The 16,121-nt window shown below is 61.0% G+C and carries 18 protein-coding genes; 6 read left to right on the forward strand and 12 right to left on the reverse strand.

Translation table 11 applies throughout. The annotated features are described in order from the left end of the window. Positions 1-6 precede the first annotated feature (6 nt). From pheT to pyk, 8 genes are all read right to left on the reverse strand, one after another. A complete protein-coding gene (pheT, locus tag DT23_RS12335; RefSeq protein WP_038131649.1) occupies positions 7-2,427 on the reverse strand; it encodes a phenylalanine--tRNA ligase subunit beta in 2,421 nt (806 codons plus the stop codon). A 15-nt stretch (positions 2,428-2,442) separates the two neighbouring features. Continuing rightward, positions 2,443-2,730 (reverse strand): YrhK family protein, encoded by a 288-nt coding sequence (locus tag DT23_RS12340; protein ID WP_051697264.1) that lies wholly within the window; start codon positions 2,728-2,730, stop codon positions 2,443-2,445. A gap of 113 nt (positions 2,731-2,843) precedes the next feature. Beyond that, entirely contained in the window at positions 2,844-3,296 is a 453-nt protein-coding gene (locus DT23_RS12345) for a hypothetical protein (RefSeq protein WP_038131650.1), read from the reverse strand. After that, positions 3,296-4,369, reverse strand: a complete 1,074-nt coding sequence (gene pheS / locus DT23_RS12350; protein WP_038131652.1) for a phenylalanine--tRNA ligase subunit alpha — start codon at positions 4,367-4,369, stop codon at positions 3,296-3,298. The genes DT23_RS12345 and pheS overlap by 1 nt, the downstream gene beginning before the upstream one ends. Positions 4,370-4,669: 300 nt before the next feature. After that, complete coding sequence (gene rplT / locus DT23_RS12355) at positions 4,670-5,047, reverse strand: 50S ribosomal protein L20 (protein ID WP_038131653.1); 378 nt, start codon at positions 5,045-5,047, stop codon at positions 4,670-4,672. Positions 5,048-5,063: 16 nt separating this feature from the next. Further along, complete coding sequence (gene rpmI / locus DT23_RS12360; RefSeq protein ID WP_038131654.1) at positions 5,064-5,264, reverse strand: 50S ribosomal protein L35; 201 nt, start codon at positions 5,262-5,264, stop codon at positions 5,064-5,066. 146 nt (positions 5,265-5,410) lie between these two features. Continuing rightward, a complete protein-coding gene (locus tag DT23_RS12365) occupies positions 5,411-5,650 on the reverse strand; it encodes a hypothetical protein (RefSeq protein ID WP_038131656.1) in 240 nt (79 codons plus the stop codon). Positions 5,651-5,685: 35 nt separating this feature from the next. Next, positions 5,686-7,131, reverse strand: a complete 1,446-nt coding sequence (gene pyk, locus DT23_RS12370; RefSeq protein WP_038131658.1) for a pyruvate kinase — start codon at positions 7,129-7,131, stop codon at positions 5,686-5,688. Positions 7,132-7,269: 138 nt separating this feature from the next. Here pyk and DT23_RS12375 point away from each other — a divergent pair, with 138 nt between their 5' ends. The 4 genes from DT23_RS12375 (at position 7,270) to DT23_RS12390 (ending at position 10,151) form a co-directional block, all read left to right on the forward strand. Further along, positions 7,270-8,016 carry an N-formylglutamate amidohydrolase gene (locus tag DT23_RS12375; protein WP_038131659.1) on the forward strand — a complete coding sequence of 249 codons (747 nt, stop codon included), beginning with the start codon at positions 7,270-7,272 and terminating at the stop codon, positions 8,014-8,016. Between the two features lie 141 nt (positions 8,017-8,157). Continuing rightward, on the forward strand, positions 8,158-9,006 hold the full coding sequence (locus DT23_RS12380; protein ID WP_051697265.1) for a calcium-binding protein: 849 nt from the start codon (positions 8,158-8,160) through the stop codon (positions 9,004-9,006). Between the two features lie 28 nt (positions 9,007-9,034). After that, the gene (locus DT23_RS12385; RefSeq protein ID WP_038131660.1) at positions 9,035-9,241 is read left to right on the forward strand and encodes a hypothetical protein; all 207 of its coding nucleotides are present in this window, start codon (positions 9,035-9,037) and stop codon (positions 9,239-9,241) included. Positions 9,242-9,479: 238 nt separating this feature from the next. After that, a complete protein-coding gene (locus tag DT23_RS12390) occupies positions 9,480-10,151 on the forward strand; it encodes a hypothetical protein (RefSeq protein ID WP_038131662.1) in 672 nt (223 codons plus the stop codon). A 76-nt stretch (positions 10,152-10,227) separates the two neighbouring features. On the opposite strand, the gene DT23_RS12395 is transcribed toward DT23_RS12390, so the two are convergent. The 3 genes from DT23_RS12395 to dgcN all read right to left on the reverse strand — a co-directional run bounded on the left by DT23_RS12395 (position 10,228) and on the right by dgcN (position 13,137). After that, positions 10,228-11,088 (reverse strand): D-amino-acid transaminase, encoded by an 861-nt coding sequence (locus DT23_RS12395; RefSeq protein WP_038131663.1) that lies wholly within the window; start codon positions 11,086-11,088, stop codon positions 10,228-10,230. A 14-nt stretch (positions 11,089-11,102) separates the two neighbouring features. After that, positions 11,103-12,065 carry an N-acetyl-D-Glu racemase DgcA gene (gene dgcA, locus DT23_RS12400; protein ID WP_038131827.1) on the reverse strand — a complete coding sequence of 321 codons (963 nt, stop codon included), beginning with the start codon at positions 12,063-12,065 and terminating at the stop codon, positions 11,103-11,105. 70 nt (positions 12,066-12,135) lie between these two features. Next, positions 12,136-13,137 carry an N-acetyltransferase DgcN gene (gene dgcN / locus DT23_RS12405; RefSeq protein ID WP_038131828.1) on the reverse strand — a complete coding sequence of 334 codons (1,002 nt, stop codon included), beginning with the start codon at positions 13,135-13,137 and terminating at the stop codon, positions 12,136-12,138. Between the two features lie 267 nt (positions 13,138-13,404). Here dgcN and DT23_RS12410 point away from each other — a divergent pair, with 267 nt between their 5' ends. After that, a complete protein-coding gene (locus DT23_RS12410) occupies positions 13,405-14,361 on the forward strand; it encodes an L-malyl-CoA/beta-methylmalyl-CoA lyase (protein ID WP_038131664.1) in 957 nt (318 codons plus the stop codon). A 161-nt stretch (positions 14,362-14,522) separates the two neighbouring features. Here the strand turns inward: DT23_RS12410 and DT23_RS12415 are convergent, their stop codons facing one another. Continuing rightward, positions 14,523-14,990: an AraC family transcriptional regulator gene (locus DT23_RS12415; RefSeq protein WP_051697266.1), complete on the reverse strand. Its 468-nt coding sequence runs from the start codon at positions 14,988-14,990 to the stop codon at positions 14,523-14,525. Positions 14,991-15,143: 153 nt separating this feature from the next. Here DT23_RS12415 and DT23_RS12420 point away from each other — a divergent pair, with 153 nt between their 5' ends. Then, entirely contained in the window at positions 15,144-16,103 is a 960-nt protein-coding gene (locus DT23_RS12420) for an acetyl-CoA carboxylase carboxyltransferase subunit alpha (protein WP_038131666.1), read from the forward strand. Positions 16,104-16,121 lie beyond the last annotated feature (18 nt).

Raw genomic sequence — 16,121 nt, forward strand, 5'->3', positions numbered from 1 at the left:
GCGTCTCTAGCCGCGCAGGCTGCCGCCCGTCGCCTTGGCGACCTTGTCGATGATCTTGGCGCTCACCGCCTCGATCTCGGCATCGGTCAGGGTCTTGTCACTGGGCTGCAAGCGCACCGAGAGCGCGATGGATTTCTTGCCCGCGCCCATCTGTTCCTCGGCCTTGGCACCGGTGAACTGGTCAAACACCTGCACGCTGTCGATCAGCTTTTTATCCGCACCAAGGGCAGCGTTGACAGCGGTGATCGCCTCGACTTTCGCGTCTACGACAAAGGCAAAATCGCGCTCCACCGCTTGCAGATCAGAGCTGCTCAGCGCGGGGCGAGTTGCGCCTTTCTTCTTCGGGAAAGGCACGTTTTCCAGCCAGATCGTAAAGGCGACAGCGGGGCCTTTGACGCCCATTTCGCGCAACGTCTTGGGATGCACCTCGCCAAAGCTGGCCAGCACATTCGGGCCAAGCGCCAGCGTGCCCGCGCGACCGGGATGCCACCAAGCGTCAAGCTTGCGATTGATCTGCGCGCGCGCAGGCGCCCCGATGGCGGAAAGTGCGGCCTCAAGATCGGCCTTGGCGTCATACAGATCGACCGGGCGGCGCGAGCCCCACGGATCACGCGGACCGGCCTGACCGACCAGCAGACCCGCCGCTTGCACCACCTGTTCACCCGGCTCGCCACCACTGAAGGCAGGGCCGACCTCGAACAGGGCCAGATCCGAGAAGCCGCGTGCCTGATTGCGTGCGGCAGCCTGCAAGAGACCGGGCAGCAGATCGGGGCGCATATGGGTCATTTCCGAGCTGATCGGGTTGTCCAGCTTCGTCGCATCCGCGCCACCGCCGAACAGCGTGGCCGAGGCCGCGTCGATAAAGGAATAGGTCACACATTCATTGTAACCAAGGCTGGCAATCATGCGCCGCGCCATGCGGGTGCGCACCTGCATCGGCGTCAGGATCGGGTCCGGCACACCGGAGGTTTCGCGCGCCATCGGTGTGCCTTGCAGCTTGGTGAGCGAGGCGATGCGGGCCACTTCCTCGACCAGATCGGCCGCGCCCAGAACATCGGGACGCCAGCTTGGCGGAGTCGCCATATCGCCGTTCAGCGTAAAGCCCAGCGCCGTAAGCGTTTCGCGCTGCGTGGCCTCGGGGATGTCCATGCCGACCAGCGAAATCACCCGCGCGGGGTCCAGACGATAGGCGCGCGTGGTGTCGGGCACCGCGCCATCCATCGCAATTTCCGAGGCTTCACCACCGCACAGATCCAGCACCATCTGCGTCGCCAGTTCCAAGCCCGGAAGGGTGAACTCGGGGTCGATGCCACGTTCAAACCGATAGCGCGCATCCGAGTTGATTTTCAGCGCGCGGCCCGTGGCTGCAATGGTGATGGGCGTCCAATAGGCGGATTCCAGAAAGACATCGGTCGTGGTTTCATCCGCGCCCGAGGCCTCGCCGCCCATAATCCCGGCAAGGCTTTCAACGCCGTTATCATCGCAAATTACCATGTCGCCCGCGCGCATCGTGTAGGTTTTCTCATCCAGCGCGAGAAATTCCTCGCCGCCCTTGGCAGGCTGGATGCGCAGATCGCCTGCGACCTTGGCCATGTCGAACACATGCAGCGGGCGGTTCAGGTCATAGGTAAAATAGTTGGTGATATCGACCAGCGCGGAAATCGGGCGCAAGCCAATCGCGCGCAGGCGTTTTTGCAGCCACTCGGGGCTGGGGCCGTTGGTGACGCCGCGAATGACGCGACCGGCAAATAGCGGGCAGCCCGTTTCCTTGAGCGCGGGATCAATGCTGACCGAAACGGGGCTGGGGAAGCCGCCGGGCACGGGCTCGACCTCTAGCGGTTTGAGCATCCCCAAACCGCGCGCGGCCAGATCGCGCGCAATGCCGCGCACGCCCAAAGCATCGGGGCGGTTGGGGGTGATGGCGATGTCGAACACCGGGTCCACGGCCTCGGGGCGGTTGGCGGCCAGCCAGTCGGTGAACTTTTGCCCGACCTCGGCCCCCACTGAATCGGCGGGCAGCTCGATGATGCCGTTATGCTCGTCGCTCAGCTCCAGCTCGCGCTCGGACGCCATCATGCCGTGGGACTCGACGCCGCGAATTTTACCAACGCTCAGCGTCACATCAATGCCTGGCACATAATCGCCGGGCTTGCACAGCACGACGGTGATCCCCTCACGCGCATTGGGTGCCCCGCACACGATCTGCTTTTCGCCCTCATCGGTCAGCACCGTGCACACCCGCAGACGGTCTGCATCGGGGTGCTGTTGGGCGGCGGTAACGCGGGCCAGCGTAAAGGCGGCCAGCTTGGCGGCGGGGTCGATGACCTCTTCGACCTCAAGCCCCAGATCGGTCAGCGCATAGGCGATCTCATCGACGGAGGCCGTGGTATCAAGGTGATCCTTGAGCCAGGAGAGTGTGAATTTCATGGGCGTCCCTCGGGGTTACTTGCGCTGCGCGAGCTCCTTGTAATCGCCCATGCGCAGAAGTTTCAACTCCCGCCAGAGCCGGATCGAGGGTTTTGCGGCGAAAAGCACCGATCCGATAAGGAAAAGCCACGTTCCCGGGATCATCAGGCTTTCGAAGAAGAAGAAGATCGAGCCGACGATGAAACAAAACGCCGCGCCGAAATCGACCACGGTGTAGGCGATCTCGGTATAGGCGTAAAAGCGACGCTGTTCGGGGGATTGCTCGTGCGCGGGGGTGTCGAAGATGAGGTTTTGCTCGGTCATGGGCTTCCTTTTTGTGGTGGGTTTGGTGGGGAAGCGTCGGGAGGGGGGCGTAGGTTCCTATTAGTTCTAACCGCAGGTTAAATTAGTCTCTACGCGGAGCGTAAGGAAATTAATTACTTCGCAAGATCACGTTTCATTGCAGCAACGAGTTTCTCCCGCATTTCCCAAACGTCGTCCCGTTTCACAACCGATCGCCGAGTAACGATACCCGTGTTGTGTTTAACTTCGAGCGACACTCGACGTACTAACAGACAGGCCAAATCGAAGACCTCTCGTTCTCCCAATATCTCTAGCTGCCCGAGTACGCCTGTCAGTCGGCGAAACTGAGCCTTTTTATCTGCACCCTCGCGAATCTCACGCTCGAGCAAGAAGTCTTCGAGATGAGAGAGAAACTGTCCGTAACTCTCGCGCTTGTCTCTATTCCAGTCATTCACTCGATCAAAACGTTTCTGACGAGGGTAGGCTACGTACGCGATCCACAATGCTGTGCCAGAGGCTATTACTGCCGCCAACACAGTTAGCGAACCCTGAAGGACCCTCGGATCGAGTTCCTTCAGCCACTCCATTACCGGCTCAACCCACCAAACACCGTCGGCAGGTCCAGCGCATTGAACCCGTAATGCTTCAGCCAGCGCAGGTCGCTTTCAAAGAACGCGCGCAGGTCGGGGATGCCGTATTTCAGCATCGCCAACCGGTCGATGCCCATGCCAAAGGCAAAGCCTTGCCACTCATTGGGGTCGATCCCGCCCGCTTCCAGCACTTTGGGGTGCATCATCCCCGAGCCGAGGATTTCCATCCAGTCGTCACCCTCGCCGATTTTCAGGCTGCCGCCCTTCCATGAGCAGCGGATATCGACCTCGGCCGAGGGCTCGGTGAAGGGGAAATGCGAGGCGCGAAAGCGCAGCTCGACCCCGTCCACCTCAAAGAACGCCTTGCAGAATTCTTCGAGCACCCATTTCAGGTTCGCCATGGAAATATCGCGGCCAATCGCCATGCCCTCAACCTGATGGAACATCGGCGTGTGAGTCTGATCCATGTCCATGCGGTAAACGCGGCCCGGCGCGATCACGCGGATCGGCGCGCCCTGATCCAGCATCGCGCGGATCTGCACCGGCGAGGTATGAGTGCGCAGCACATGCGGCGGGCGGTTATCGCCCTCGGCGCGGTTCATGAAGAACGTGTCATGTTCCTGCCGCGCGGGGTGTTCGGGCGCGATGTTGAGCGCGTCGAAATTGTGCCAGTCATCTTCGATCTGCGGTCCCTCGGCCACGGCAAAGCCCATATCGGCGAAGATCGCGGTGACCTCATCCATGACTTGGCTGACCGGGTGGATGGTGCCCTGACGCCGCGGACGCCCCGGCAGCGTAACATCAAGCCATTCCTCGGCCAGGCGCGCATCCAGCGCCGCATCGGCCAGCGCCGCCTTTTTGGCGCGCAGGGCGGCGTCGATCTCATCCTTGAGAACATTGAGCGCCTTGCCCGTGGTCTGGCGCTCCTCGGGCGTCATCTTGCCCAGCTCGCGCATTTTGAGGCTGATTTCACCCTTCTTGCCCAAAGCGGCAAGGCGGATTTCCTCAAGCGCGGCCTCGTCACTGACCCCGGCCACGGCTTTCAGGTATTTTTCGCGCAGATCTTGCATGTCTTTCCCGCCAAATTCTTTGGCCTAGGGGTTAGCCGCAGGGCGGACCGTTTGCAACCTCGCCTTTATAAGAAGAGGGGCGCTGCCCCCGGCCTGCGGCCATTCACCCCCGGGATATTTCCAACACCTGGAAGCCGGAATGCGTTTGCCCTTCCTCTTGATCGAAATATCCCGGGGGTGAATGGCCGCAGGCCAGAGGGGGCAGCGCCCCTTGCCCAGCGCCCACGCGAGATAAGGGGGCAACGCAAAAGGCCGCCCCGAGGGAGCGGCCTTTCGCAATTTCGATAACGGTGGTCGCGCTTAGGCGGCAACAGCCGTTGCGGCTGCGGCCTTGGCCTGCTCCACGATGGCGGCGAACGCCTCGGGCTCGTGCACGGCGAGATCGGCGAGAACCTTGCGGTCCACTTCGACGCCAGCCAGAGCCAGACCGTGGATGAACTTCGAGTAGCTCAGATCGGCATCGACCAAACGCACGGCGGCGTTGATACGCTGGATCCAGAGCGCGCGGAAGTTACGCTTGCGCGCCTTGCGGTCGCGGGTCGCGTATTGGTTGGCCTTGTCGACCGCCTGCGTGGCGGTGCGGAAGTTGCGCGAGCGCGCGGAGTAATAGCCTTTCGCCTTTTTCAGCACTTTCTTGTGCGAGGCGTGGGTGACTTTACCGGATTTAACGCGTGACATTGTTCAAGTCTCCCGATCAGCGATTGTAAGGCATGTATTTCTTCACGATCTTCGTATCCGCCTCGCACAGCACCATGGTGCCTGCGGTGTCGCGGATGAATTTCGTGGAGCGTTTGATCATGCCGTGGCGCTTGCCGGCGTGACCGACTTTGATTTTGCCGGTGGCGGTGAACTTGAACCGCTTTTTCGCAGCGGATTTCGTCTTCATCTTGGGCATTTACAGCTCCTTTTCAGGGTGTGGAAGCGCGACTCGGCATGCCACTTGGGCCGGACGCGCGGTGGTCGAGCGCGCCTGATAGACGCGCAGGCTGCGCTTGGCAAGGCCAAACTTACGAAATCACAGACTGAACCGCAGCGCGCAACCTAGTTGAACACCCGCGCGACCGTGCGCGCCACTGCATCGGGGATGCGTTCGATCGTGTAGCCGTCGGGTTTGGCGTAAAACGCAAAGACAATCAGCCCGCCCGCCATCAGCACGGCAACTGCGGCGGCGCGGGGCGGGCGATGATCTGAGAATGCCGAGATGACGGCCGGGATCGCGAAGATCGCGATCACCAGACCGATTGTCAGGATCAGATCGGTATCAAGCCCGGCCAAATCCATTCCGTGCCCTTTCGTTTCACTCCCCTACGGGAAGTTTACTCAGGGTCGGTGCGATAAATCAATCTTTCATCGCAAGGGGCGACGCGCAGAATGTTCGTTGTGCCCTGCACGTTAAAGGGCACACCGGCGGTGACGATGATCTGCTGCGTCTCATCGGCAAAGCCGAAATCGCGTGCCGCGCGGGCAGCGTTGACGACGGCCTGCTTGAAACGCTCCAGCTCGCCGCAATGCACGGCATGCACGCCCCAGGTCAGGGTGACACGGCGCAGCGTGGCATCGATCGGCGAGAGCGCGATGATCGGAACGCGCGGGCGTTCGCGCGCGGTCAGCGCAACGGTGGCGCCCGACTGGGTATAGGCGCAAATCGCCGCGATATCGGTGGTCTCTGCGATCTCGCGCGCGGCGGCCACGATCCCGTCAGCAACGGTCTGGCGGTCGGCATTGCGCGAGGCTTCGATGATTTCACGATAGATCGTGTCTTTCTCGACCGAGATCGCGACGTTGTTCATCGTCTCGACCGCCTCGACCGGATAGCGCCCGGCTGCGGATTCCGCGCTGAGCATGACGGCATCTGCACCCTCATAGATCGCGGTCGCTACGTCAGAGACTTCGGCGCGCGTCGGCATCGGGCTTTCGATCATGCTTTCCAGCATCTGCGTCGCCACGATTACCGGCTTGGCGGCAGCGCGACATTTACGGATCAGCTGTTTCTGGATCGGCGGCACAGCCTGCACCGGCAGCTCGACCCCAAGATCGCCACGCGCGACCATGATCCCGTCAGACACCGCCAGAATGTCATCAAAGCTGCGCACCGCCGAGGGTTTCTCGATTTTGCTCAGGATCGCGGCGCGGCCTTTGGCCAGATCGCGCGCTTCGGTGACGTCTTCGGGGCGCTGCACAAAGCTGAGCGCCAGCCAGTCCACGCCCATCTCGCAGGCAAATTCCAGATCCTTGCGGTCCTTGTCCGACAGCGCGGCCACCGGCAGCACCACGTCGGGCACGTTCACGCCCTTGCGGTCGGAAATCGTGCCGCCCACGGTGATGGTGCAATTGGCGTAATCGCTGCCGCAGTCTTCGACGCGCATGCGGATCTTGCCGTCATTGACCAGCAATTCCGAGCCCGACTCGAGCGCTGCGAAGATCTCGGGATGAGGCAGGCGCGCGCGGTGATTGGTGCCGGGCACGTCATCAAGGTCAAAGCGGAACGCATCGCCCTCTTCAAGATCGGCAGCACCGGCAGCAAATGTGCCCACGCGCAGCTTCGGCCCCTGAAGGTCGGCGAGAATGGCGATCGGGCGCGAGAACTCGGCCTCGAGCTTGCGGATGATGGCGTGACGGGCGCGATGCTCGTCATGGGTGCCGTGGCTCATATTGAGGCGGAACACATCGGCACCGGCGACGAACAGCGCCTTGATGCTTTCATAGTCCGAAGAGGATGGGCCCAAGGTGGCCACGATTTTAACATTGCGAAGGCGTCTCATGCGTCCTCGTCTCCTGATCAAATTGGTGTCATTTCGTGGGCCAAGGAGGGGTATGGCGCAAATTGTCGCGGCCTGCAACTGGCCCTTGGGTCAAGTTTCGGTCTAATTGGGGCGATATCGAGCAAGCGTGAAGAGAAGATGACGGATCAATCCCCTTATAGCATTACCCGCCCGGAGCACCCTTCGCGTTGGCTTGTCACCTGCGATCATGCCCGCAATACCGTGCCCGATTGGGTGGCGGGGGGCGATTTGGGGATCGCGGCGACGGATATGGCACGCCACATCGCCTATGACGTGGGTGCGCTGGGGCTGTCCGAGGCGCTGGCCAAGCAGTTGGACGCACCGCTGATTGCGTCGGATTTCTCGCGTCTGGTAATTGATCCCAACCGCGGCGAGGACGATCCAACACTGGTAATGCAGCTTTACGATGGCACGATCATTCCCGCCAATCGAGTGGCGACGCCCGCGCAGATCGAGGCGCGGCTGGAACGGCTCTATCGCCCCTATCATGACGCCTATGCAAAGCTGGCCGCGCAGCGCGACGACACGGTGATCTGCGCCGTTCATTCCTACACGCCCCGCCTGCGCGGGCGGGCGCTGCGGCCTTGGCAGGTCGGGGTGCTGCATGCCCCCGCCGATAGCCGTCTTGCGCTACCCCTGATCGCGCGGCTTTGTGCGGAATCCGATCTGTGCGTGGGCGATAACGAACCCTATCTGGGGCATCTTGAGGGCGACTCGATTGACCGCCATGCGCTGCAAAAGGGGCGCCCTAACGTGTTGATCGAACTGCGCAACGATCTGATCGAAACACCAGCGCAGCAGGCGAAATGGGCGGCGCGGCTTGCGCCGATTTTGCAACAGGTTCTGGCCGAAAGCGGGCTATAGGCGGCAGCAATGCCCACGATTAAACGGGCTTGTTTCGCATCGAGGAACGTGACCTCACAGGCCTCACAAGCGTTGATAGAACCGTGACGCCCCCTCAATACCTTTGATGAATTTCAAGGGGGCCTAGGGGCAATCACCCTCATGGTGGCACTTTTACTTTTGGCATTTCTACCGCTCGCGCTGGCCTTCAGCATGGGCGATGACGACGATGACAATCATGATAGCTCTGACGACTTGGCGGGCGATGACACGATCACCGGCACCGATGGCACCGACAGCGTAACGGGCCTCGCAGGGGATAATCGCATCTTCCTTGAAGGCGGCGATGATCAGGGGGAGGTCACGCTAGCCATCGAAGATGATCTGGATGGCGCAGAGTCGTTCGAGGACTTTCTGGATATCTATGAAAACTCGGGCCTGTTTGGCGCAGTTGGCGGCACTGGCGACGATTATATCGACGGCGGCCACGGAGATGATGCGATCTTCGGCTCGCAGGGCGATGATACGCTATGGCTTGAGGGCGGCGACGATGGCAACGTGCTGGATGAAAGCGCAGCCGATTTCATCTTCTCTGGCAATTCGATCGCCCTTTCGATCTCTTTGCTCGAAGCCAATGACTTCTTCGGTGGCGTAGGCGGGAATGGCAACGACTATATCGACGGGGGCAGCGGAGACGATTCTCTGTATGGCGGTGCGGGCGACGACACTTTGCGCGGCAATACCGGCGATGACATAATTTTCGACAATCTCGGGAGCGACACCTTCAACGGCGGATATGGCGATGACGCGCTCGTCGCGTGGGACAATTATCAGGGATCTTCTGACATCGTGAATGGTGGCGCGGGCGATGATATTTTGTTCATTGATGACGCCGATCAGGCAACGGGCGGCGCGGGTTGGGACAGCTTTTTTCCTCTCGCCAAGCAAGGGCGATGGCGTGGGCCAAGCTGTGACGATCACAGACTTCAATCCGACCCCTTCCGGGGATAGCGAAAACGGGGAAGCGGGCGAGTCCGTCTTGTTCGAAGTCGCCAGTTATAAAGACAGCGACGATTTCACCATCGGGCAGACCGGCGCGGATGTGACCATCTCGATTTGGGGCAAGTCGGTGGCGGTGCTGCAAAATACTCAGCTTTCGGATCTGCAGCCGACGTCGGTCTTGTTGGGTGTCGGCTCTACCCTGAACACCTCATCGCCCGAAGTCTATCTGCCGCGCAAAATCTGATCCCTCGGCGTCCCGAATCGGCGATCTTTAGCGGGTGAAATCAGCACTGGTTTCGCCCGCTTTTGCCTTGCTTTCGCCACTTCGGTTTTGGCTTTGATGCACCCGCTTTACCAATCCCGCCGCCCCGCCGAGATTGGTGAAGCAACGGTAAACAATCACGCCCCAATGCGCACACAAACGCCTTGTCGGTTGCGCCCGTCGCCCACAAACTGCCGCTAACATCCGGGAGTTTGCAGCTATGTTCGCCTTGTTTCTTGCCGTCACGATCGCGCTTGCCCTGTTGGGCTGGGCCGAGTTCGCGCCCCGTCGCGCGGGCAAGGTGGCGCAGGCGCAAGAGGCCACTGACGCTGCGCAAGACAATGACCAAAGCGACGCCCCCAAACCTGCGCGGCGCAAGCGGGTCACGCTGGCGCTGCCCCGTTTTAAGTTGCCCCGCTTCAAGCTGCGCCTGTTCAAGCGCGCAGACACGTCTGAGCCCGACGAGACACTTTCCGATCTGAGCGCGCCCGACGAGACACTTTCCGATCTGAGCGCGCCCGTCGTGCCGCTTGATGAGTTGCGTGAGCCTCCCCGTGAAGACGCAGCGCAGACCGCGCCGCAAACGCCCCCCGTGCCCGATGATCCAGATGCCGATGTGATGGCGCGGATTGAGGCGATGCTCGAGGCCCCCGAGGTGGCGAGCGAGACGCAAGACGACCTGCCCCGCATCCCGAATTTCGCGCCCGGCGATCAGATCGCGCTAGAGATTGACGGCCCTACCCCGCATGCGCGTGAAATCCGCTTTGAAGCCGATCCCACGGGTCGCCACGCGATTGCGCTGATCGCGGATGAGCCGATCTTGCTGATTGAAAACACCGACCCGACGACGCTTACGCCTGCGGTCCTGTCGTTCCGCGCACACGCCGCCTGAATAAGGCAAGGCGCGTGCTAGAAAAGCCCCGGCTGGGCTGGCCGGGGCTTTTTGATGTCTGGCGATCAAGGGCCGATCAGATCGCGGCTTTGAGACTTTCCTCAAGGTAGATTTCGCGCAGACGCGCTGCAACGGGGCCGGGTTTTCCCGCGCCAATCGCCACGTTGTCGACCTCGACCACCGGCATCACAAACGCCGAAGCCGAGGTGAAAAACGCCTCATCGGCGGCTTGCGCTTCGGCGATGGTATAGGGGCGCTCCTCGATCTCCATCTGCGCCTCGGCGGCGTATTTCAGCAGCGAGGCGCGGGTGATCCCGTGCAGGATATCATGGCTAAGCTGGCGCGTGATGATCTTGTTGCCCTTGACGATATAGGTGTTGTTCGAGCTGCCCTCGGTGACAAACCCGTCCTCCACAAACCACGCATCATTCTTGCCCGCTGCTTCGGCGGCCATCTTGGCCATCGACGGATACAGCAACTGCACGGTCTTGATGTCGCGGCGATGCCAGCGCAGATCGGGCAGCGAGATCACCTTGATGCCGGTCTTGGCTTTGGGATCATCGGCGAGGTTCGTTTTGGCCTGCGTATAGAGCACCACGGTCGGCGGCGTGCCCGCGGGCGGGTAGTGGAAATCGCGATCGCCCGCATTGCCGCGGCTGATCTGCAAATAGACCAGACCCTCGTCGATATTATTGCGCGCGATCAGTTCGCGATGGATTTCGATCCATTCTTCGCGGCTCAGATCGCAGGTCATCTCCAACTCGCTGAGCGAGCGGGCAAGACGGTTCATATGGCCTTCGAACTCCAGGATTTTGCCGCCCAGCACCGAGGTCACCTCATAGACCGCATCGCCCATCACAAAGCCCCGGTCAAAGATCGAGACCTTGGCCTCTTCCTCGGGCAGATACGCCCCGTTCAGATAGACAGTCCGGCTCATTTCGATCTCCTTACTCAGCCCCAAAGCTCTGGCTCTGGCGGGTCCATTTCGCTGCCTTTGTAGTGCAACGCTGCGCTGCGGTCTTCGGCCAGAAGCAACGGCCCGTCAAGATCCACGAAATCGGCGCCCTGTGCGACCAAGGCGGCGGGGGCCATCGCAAGGCTAGACCCGACCATGCAGCCGACCATAACGTCAAAGCCCTCGGATCGCGCCAATGCACGCAGGGCCAAGGCTTCGGTCAAACCGCCGGTCTTGTCGAGCTTGATATTGATGACGTCATATTTGCCGCGCAAATGGGCCAGACTTTCGCGGTCATGGCAGCTTTCATCAGCGCAGATCGGCACGAGGCGCTCGATACCCGACAGCGCCTCATCGCCCGCCGCAGGCAGGGGCTGTTCGACCAACACTACGCCGAGCGCATGCAACTCGGCTTGCAGATCAAGGAAGGTCTCCATCTGCCAGCCCTCATTGGCATCAATGATGATGCGCGCCTCAGGCGCGCCTTCACGCACCGCGCGCAAACGCGGCAGGTCATCGGGCGTGCCGAGCTTGATCTTCAAAAGCGGACGATGGGCCTGCGCGGCAGCCGAGGCGCGCATTGCCTCGGGCGTATCCAGCGACAGCGTGTAGGCGGTGATCAGCGGCTCGGGGCGCGCCAGACCGGCGAGTTCCCAAACCGGTTTTCCCGCGCGCTTGGCCTCCCAATCCCACAAGGCGCAATCGACCGCGTTGCGCGCCGCCCCTGCGGGCAGCGCCTCTTGCAGCTCGGCGCGCGTGATGCCCGCAGGCAGGCTTTCGATCTGGGCGGTGACGCTCTCAAGACTTTCGCCGTAGCGCGCATAGGGCACACATTCGCCCCAGCCCTTCGCGCCATCGCGTTCCACCGTGGCGGTCAAGACCTCGGCCGCCGTTTTAGAGCCGCGCGCGATGGTGAACACCTGCGCCAATTTGAACGTGTCGTGCTGAACGCGGATCATCTGCGCCCCTTTCATCTAGCCCGAAATACTCCCGCCGGAGGCTCCTGCCCCCGGCCACCTGCGCATCCGATCAGATTGCAGCGAGCGCGTCCACCAGTTTGCCCGCGCCAAAGCGGAACGGGTCGGTGGCGGGCAGAGACATTTCGGTCTCGACTTGGGCCAGATAGGCGCGCGCTTCATCCTCGGGCATCTTTTGCGTGTTCACCGAAATGCCCACGACCTGACAGTCAGGATTGACCACCCGCGCAAGGCTCAGCGCCATATCGCGCAACGCTTGCAGCGAGGGCAGCGCATAGCCGGGCAGGCCGCGCATATGCGTGCGCGTCGGCTCATGCGACAGGATCAGCGCGTCGGGCGCGCCGCCATGAATCAACGCCATCGTCACGCCGGAATAGGAAACGTGGAACAGGCTGCCCTGCCCCTCGATCAGATCCCAGTGATCGGGGTCATTGTCGGGCGTGAGATATTCGATTGACCCGGCCATGAAATCGGCGATCACCGCATCCAGCGGCACACCGTCGCCGGTGATCAGGATGCCGGTCTGCCCGGTTGCGCGGAAGCTGGCCTTCATGCCGCGATCCAGCATTTCGCGCTCCATGCAAAGCGAGGTATACATTTTGCCGACCGAGCAATCCGTGCCCACCGCCAAGCAGCGCTTACCGGTGCGTTTCTCGCCATTGGCAATCGGATATTTCACCGCCGGGATCCGCACGTCATGCAACTGGCGCCCACAGGCCTCGGCCACCGCGACCAATTCAGGTTCGTCGCGCAGCAGGTTGTGCAAGCCAGAGGCAATATCAAGCCCCTCTTCAAGCGCCTGAACCAGCACCTTTTTCCACGCCTGACTGATCACGCCGCCCCGGTTGGCAACCCCGATCACCAGCGTTTTGCAGCCCGCCGCGATGGCCTCGGCCAAGTCCATGTCGGGAATGCCCATATCGGCTTGGCACCCGTCCATCCGGTATTGCCCGATGGCAAATTCAGGACGCCAATCCTTGATCCCTTGCGCAACTTTTGCGGCCAGCGGGTCGGGCGCGTCGCCAAGAAACAGCAGATAAGGGGTGTCGATCAAGGCCATTGGGGTCTCCTGTTGCAGGTTCGAGAGCGATAATAGGGCGCAGCTGGGGGATTTCTTGGGGATTTTCTTGCAACAAGCAAGGCCATGCGCAATATTATTCGCCTATTTCGCCAGCGCGCCGAAGATTTTCCCGAGGCGCCTAAAAACCATGCTGCATCGCGGCTGACGATTCTGCACGCGCAAAATCGCCTTGCAAGGCGACGCGCAACAATATACCCAATCCGCAACTAGAAACGTAACTTCCTTGCGAAAGGGCCTGCGATGAGCTTCCGCCTTCAACCCGCCTCCCCTGCCCGCCCGAACCGTTGCCAATTGTTCGGCCCCGGCTCTAACACCAAACTGTTTCCCAAAATGGCAGCGTCAGCCGCCGATGTCATCAACCTTGATCTTGAGGATTCGGTTGCGCCCAACGACAAGGCGCAAGCGCGGCGCAATATCATCGCGGCCAGCCACGACATCGACTGGAACAGCAAATATCTGTCGGTGCGCATTAACGGTCTGGATACGCCTTACTGGTATCGTGATGTGGTTGAACTATTGGAAGAGGGCAGCGAGCGGATCGACCAGATCATGATCCCGAAAGTGGGCTGCGCCGCGGATGTCTACGCCGTAGATGCGCTGGTCACCGCGATTGAGACCGCCAAGGGGCGCAAGAAAAAGATCAGCTTTGAGGTGATCATCGAAAGTGCTGCCGGTATCGCACATGTCGAGGAAATCGCGGCCTCCAGCCCGCGTTTGCAGGCGATGAGCCTTGGCGCTGCCGATTTCGCCGCCTCGATGGGGATGCAGACCACTGGAATCGGGGGCACGCAGGAAAACTATTACATGCTGCGCGAGGGCGCGAAATACTGGTCGGACCCGTGGCATTGGGCGCAAACCGCCATCGTCGCCGCCTGTCGCACGCATGGCATTCTGCCCGTTGATGGCCCGTTTGGCGATTTCTCCGATGATGAGGGCTTCCGCGCACAAGCCCTGCGCTCGGCCACGCTTGGCATGGTTGGCAAATGGGCGATCCACCCGAAACAGATCGCATTGGCCAATGAGGTATTCACGCCTTCGGACGCTGCCGTGAACGAGGCCCGCGAAATCCTTGCGGCGATGCAAGACGCCACCGCGCGGGGCGAGGGCGCGACCGTTTATAAAGGCCGTCTTGTTGACATTGCCTCAATAAAACAGGCAGAAGTGATCGTCAGACAGGCTGAGATGATTAAAAATTAAACCATTTTAAAACGAATCGCGCTATAGTGCGTTATAGTGATGAGATCCCGGAGCGCTGGGGAGGGGAGGCCCGAGCGCATGAGGGTATAGGAACGCCCCGGCCCAAAGCTGGGGCGTCTCCGTCTCTCACCCCTTGTTTTCTCCGAATAGCGTGACGCCGGTCAGCCTTTCAGCGGAAACCGGATCTCGGTCACCAGATCCTCGGGCGCGGTGTTGCTGGGGTCGTTCAGATAGACCTCATACATTGCCAGATCGCGGTGTCTCTCGCTCGAATTCGGATACCATTCGTCAATCAGCCAGCGATAGGCATCGGGCAACAACGTGTAAGGCCCCTTCACACGCAAGACCGCGTTACGCCCTGAAGGATAACGGATTTCTTCCAGCGGCGGCACCATCGCAAAGCCCTCGGATACGACAAAACACGCATGCGAGCGCAGATTTTCGGGCGCAACCTCACGCGGGTCGTCATGCCCGATCATCGCGCCCCCCTCGACCTCAACCCATGAAGGTTCGGGGATCAGCGCAGCCAACTCCCGAAAGATCGGCCCGATTGTGGGATAGGGTCCGCGATGCGCCAGCCCGGCCAAACGCACCGAAGGGATATGTTTCAATTCAATCTCAAACGCCATAGCGCCCCCAATCTTACTGTTTCATACGCGCTCCTGAGATCAGCCTAGCAGCCGGACGCGACTTCGCAACCGCGGCATTGACCCGCGCGTGCGGTTGCATTTCCCCAACGCGCGCTTCATAGAATGGGTCAAATTGCGACACTAGGGTGATCCATGACCTATCTCGAATTTGAAAAACCGCTCGCCGAAATCGAAGGCAAAGCCGAAGAGCTGCGCGCGCTGGCGCGGAAAAACGAGGAAATGGATGTCGAGAAAGAGGCCAAGGCCCTCGACAAAAAAGCCGATACGATGCTGCGCGATCTTTACAAAGATCTCAGCGCCTGGCGCAAGTGTCAGGTCGCGCGCCATCCCGAACGGCCCCATTGCCGCGACTATATTGACCAGCTTTTCACCGAATACACTCCGCTCGCAGGGGATCGCAATTTTGCCGATGACCATGCGGTGATGGGTGGGCTGGCACGTCTGAATGATCGTCCGGTGATGGTGATCGGCCATGAAAAAGGCCATGACACGACCAGCCGGATCGAGCGGAATTTTGGCATGGCGCGCCCGGAAGGCTACCGCAAGGCGGTTCGTTTGATGGATATGGCCGCGCGGTTCGGACTGCCCGTCGTCGCGCTGATCGACACGCCCGGCGCCTATCCCGGCAAAGGTGCCGAGGAACGCGGCCAATCCGAGGCCATCGCGCGCTCTACCGAGAAATGCCTGCAAATCGGCGTGCCGCTGATTTCGGTGATCATCGGCGAAGGCGGCTCGGGCGGCGCTGTGGCGTTTGCGACCGGCGACCGCGTCGCGATGCTGGAACATTCGGTCTATTCGGTGATCTCGCCCGAGGGCTGCGCCTCGATCCTGTGGAAAGATGCCGAGAAAATGCGTGAAGCGGCCGAAGCGCTGCGACTGACTGCGCAAGACCTGAAAAAACTGGGCGTGATTGACCGCATCATCAAAGAGCCGATGGGCGGGGCGCAACGCGATGCCAGCGCGGCGATTACCTCGGTTGGCGCGGAAATAGAGCTGATGCTGGGCGAGTTGGACGGGCTAAAGCCTGCCGATTTGATCGCAGCGCGGCGCAAGAAATTCCTCGACATCGGCACCAAAGGGCTGGCGGCGTAAATCGCGCCCTGTCCCGCT

Origin of the sequence: Thioclava indica (genome assembly GCF_000714545.1) — a bacterium.
Taxonomy (GTDB): Bacteria; Pseudomonadota; Alphaproteobacteria; order Rhodobacterales; family Rhodobacteraceae; genus Thioclava; species Thioclava indica.

Bases quoted from the DNA above. Each gene is read 5' to 3' on its own strand.
- pheT (WP_038131649.1), bottom strand. From the start codon at position 2,427: ATGAAATTCACACTCTCCTGGCTCAAGGATCACCTTGATACCACGGCC.
- DT23_RS12340 (WP_051697264.1), bottom strand. From the start codon at position 2,730: ATGACCGAGCAAAACCTCATCTTCGACACCCCCGCGCACGAGCAATCC.
- DT23_RS12345 (WP_038131650.1), bottom strand. From the start codon at position 3,296: ATGGAGTGGCTGAAGGAACTCGATCCGAGGGTCCTTCAGGGTTCGCTA.
- pheS (WP_038131652.1), bottom strand. From the start codon at position 4,369: ATGCAAGATCTGCGCGAAAAATACCTGAAAGCCGTGGCCGGGGTCAGT.
- rplT (WP_038131653.1), bottom strand. From the start codon at position 5,047: ATGTCACGCGTTAAATCCGGTAAAGTCACCCACGCCTCGCACAAGAAA.
- rpmI (WP_038131654.1), bottom strand. From the start codon at position 5,264: ATGCCCAAGATGAAGACGAAATCCGCTGCGAAAAAGCGGTTCAAGTTC.
- DT23_RS12365 (WP_038131656.1), bottom strand. From the start codon at position 5,650: ATGGATTTGGCCGGGCTTGATACCGATCTGATCCTGACAATCGGTCTG.
- pyk (WP_038131658.1), bottom strand. From the start codon at position 7,131: ATGAGACGCCTTCGCAATGTTAAAATCGTGGCCACCTTGGGCCCATCC.
- DT23_RS12375 (WP_038131659.1), top strand. From the start codon at position 7,270: ATGACGGATCAATCCCCTTATAGCATTACCCGCCCGGAGCACCCTTCG.
- DT23_RS12380 (WP_051697265.1), top strand. From the start codon at position 8,158: ATGGTGGCACTTTTACTTTTGGCATTTCTACCGCTCGCGCTGGCCTTC.
- DT23_RS12390 (WP_038131662.1), top strand. From the start codon at position 9,480: ATGTTCGCCTTGTTTCTTGCCGTCACGATCGCGCTTGCCCTGTTGGGC.
- DT23_RS12395 (WP_038131663.1), bottom strand. From the start codon at position 11,088: ATGAGCCGGACTGTCTATCTGAACGGGGCGTATCTGCCCGAGGAAGAG.
- dgcA (WP_038131827.1), bottom strand. From the start codon at position 12,065: ATGATCCGCGTTCAGCACGACACGTTCAAATTGGCGCAGGTGTTCACC.
- DT23_RS12410 (WP_038131664.1), top strand. From the start codon at position 13,405: ATGAGCTTCCGCCTTCAACCCGCCTCCCCTGCCCGCCCGAACCGTTGC.
- DT23_RS12415 (WP_051697266.1), bottom strand. From the start codon at position 14,990: ATGGCGTTTGAGATTGAATTGAAACATATCCCTTCGGTGCGTTTGGCC.
- DT23_RS12420 (WP_038131666.1), top strand. From the start codon at position 15,144: ATGACCTATCTCGAATTTGAAAAACCGCTCGCCGAAATCGAAGGCAAA.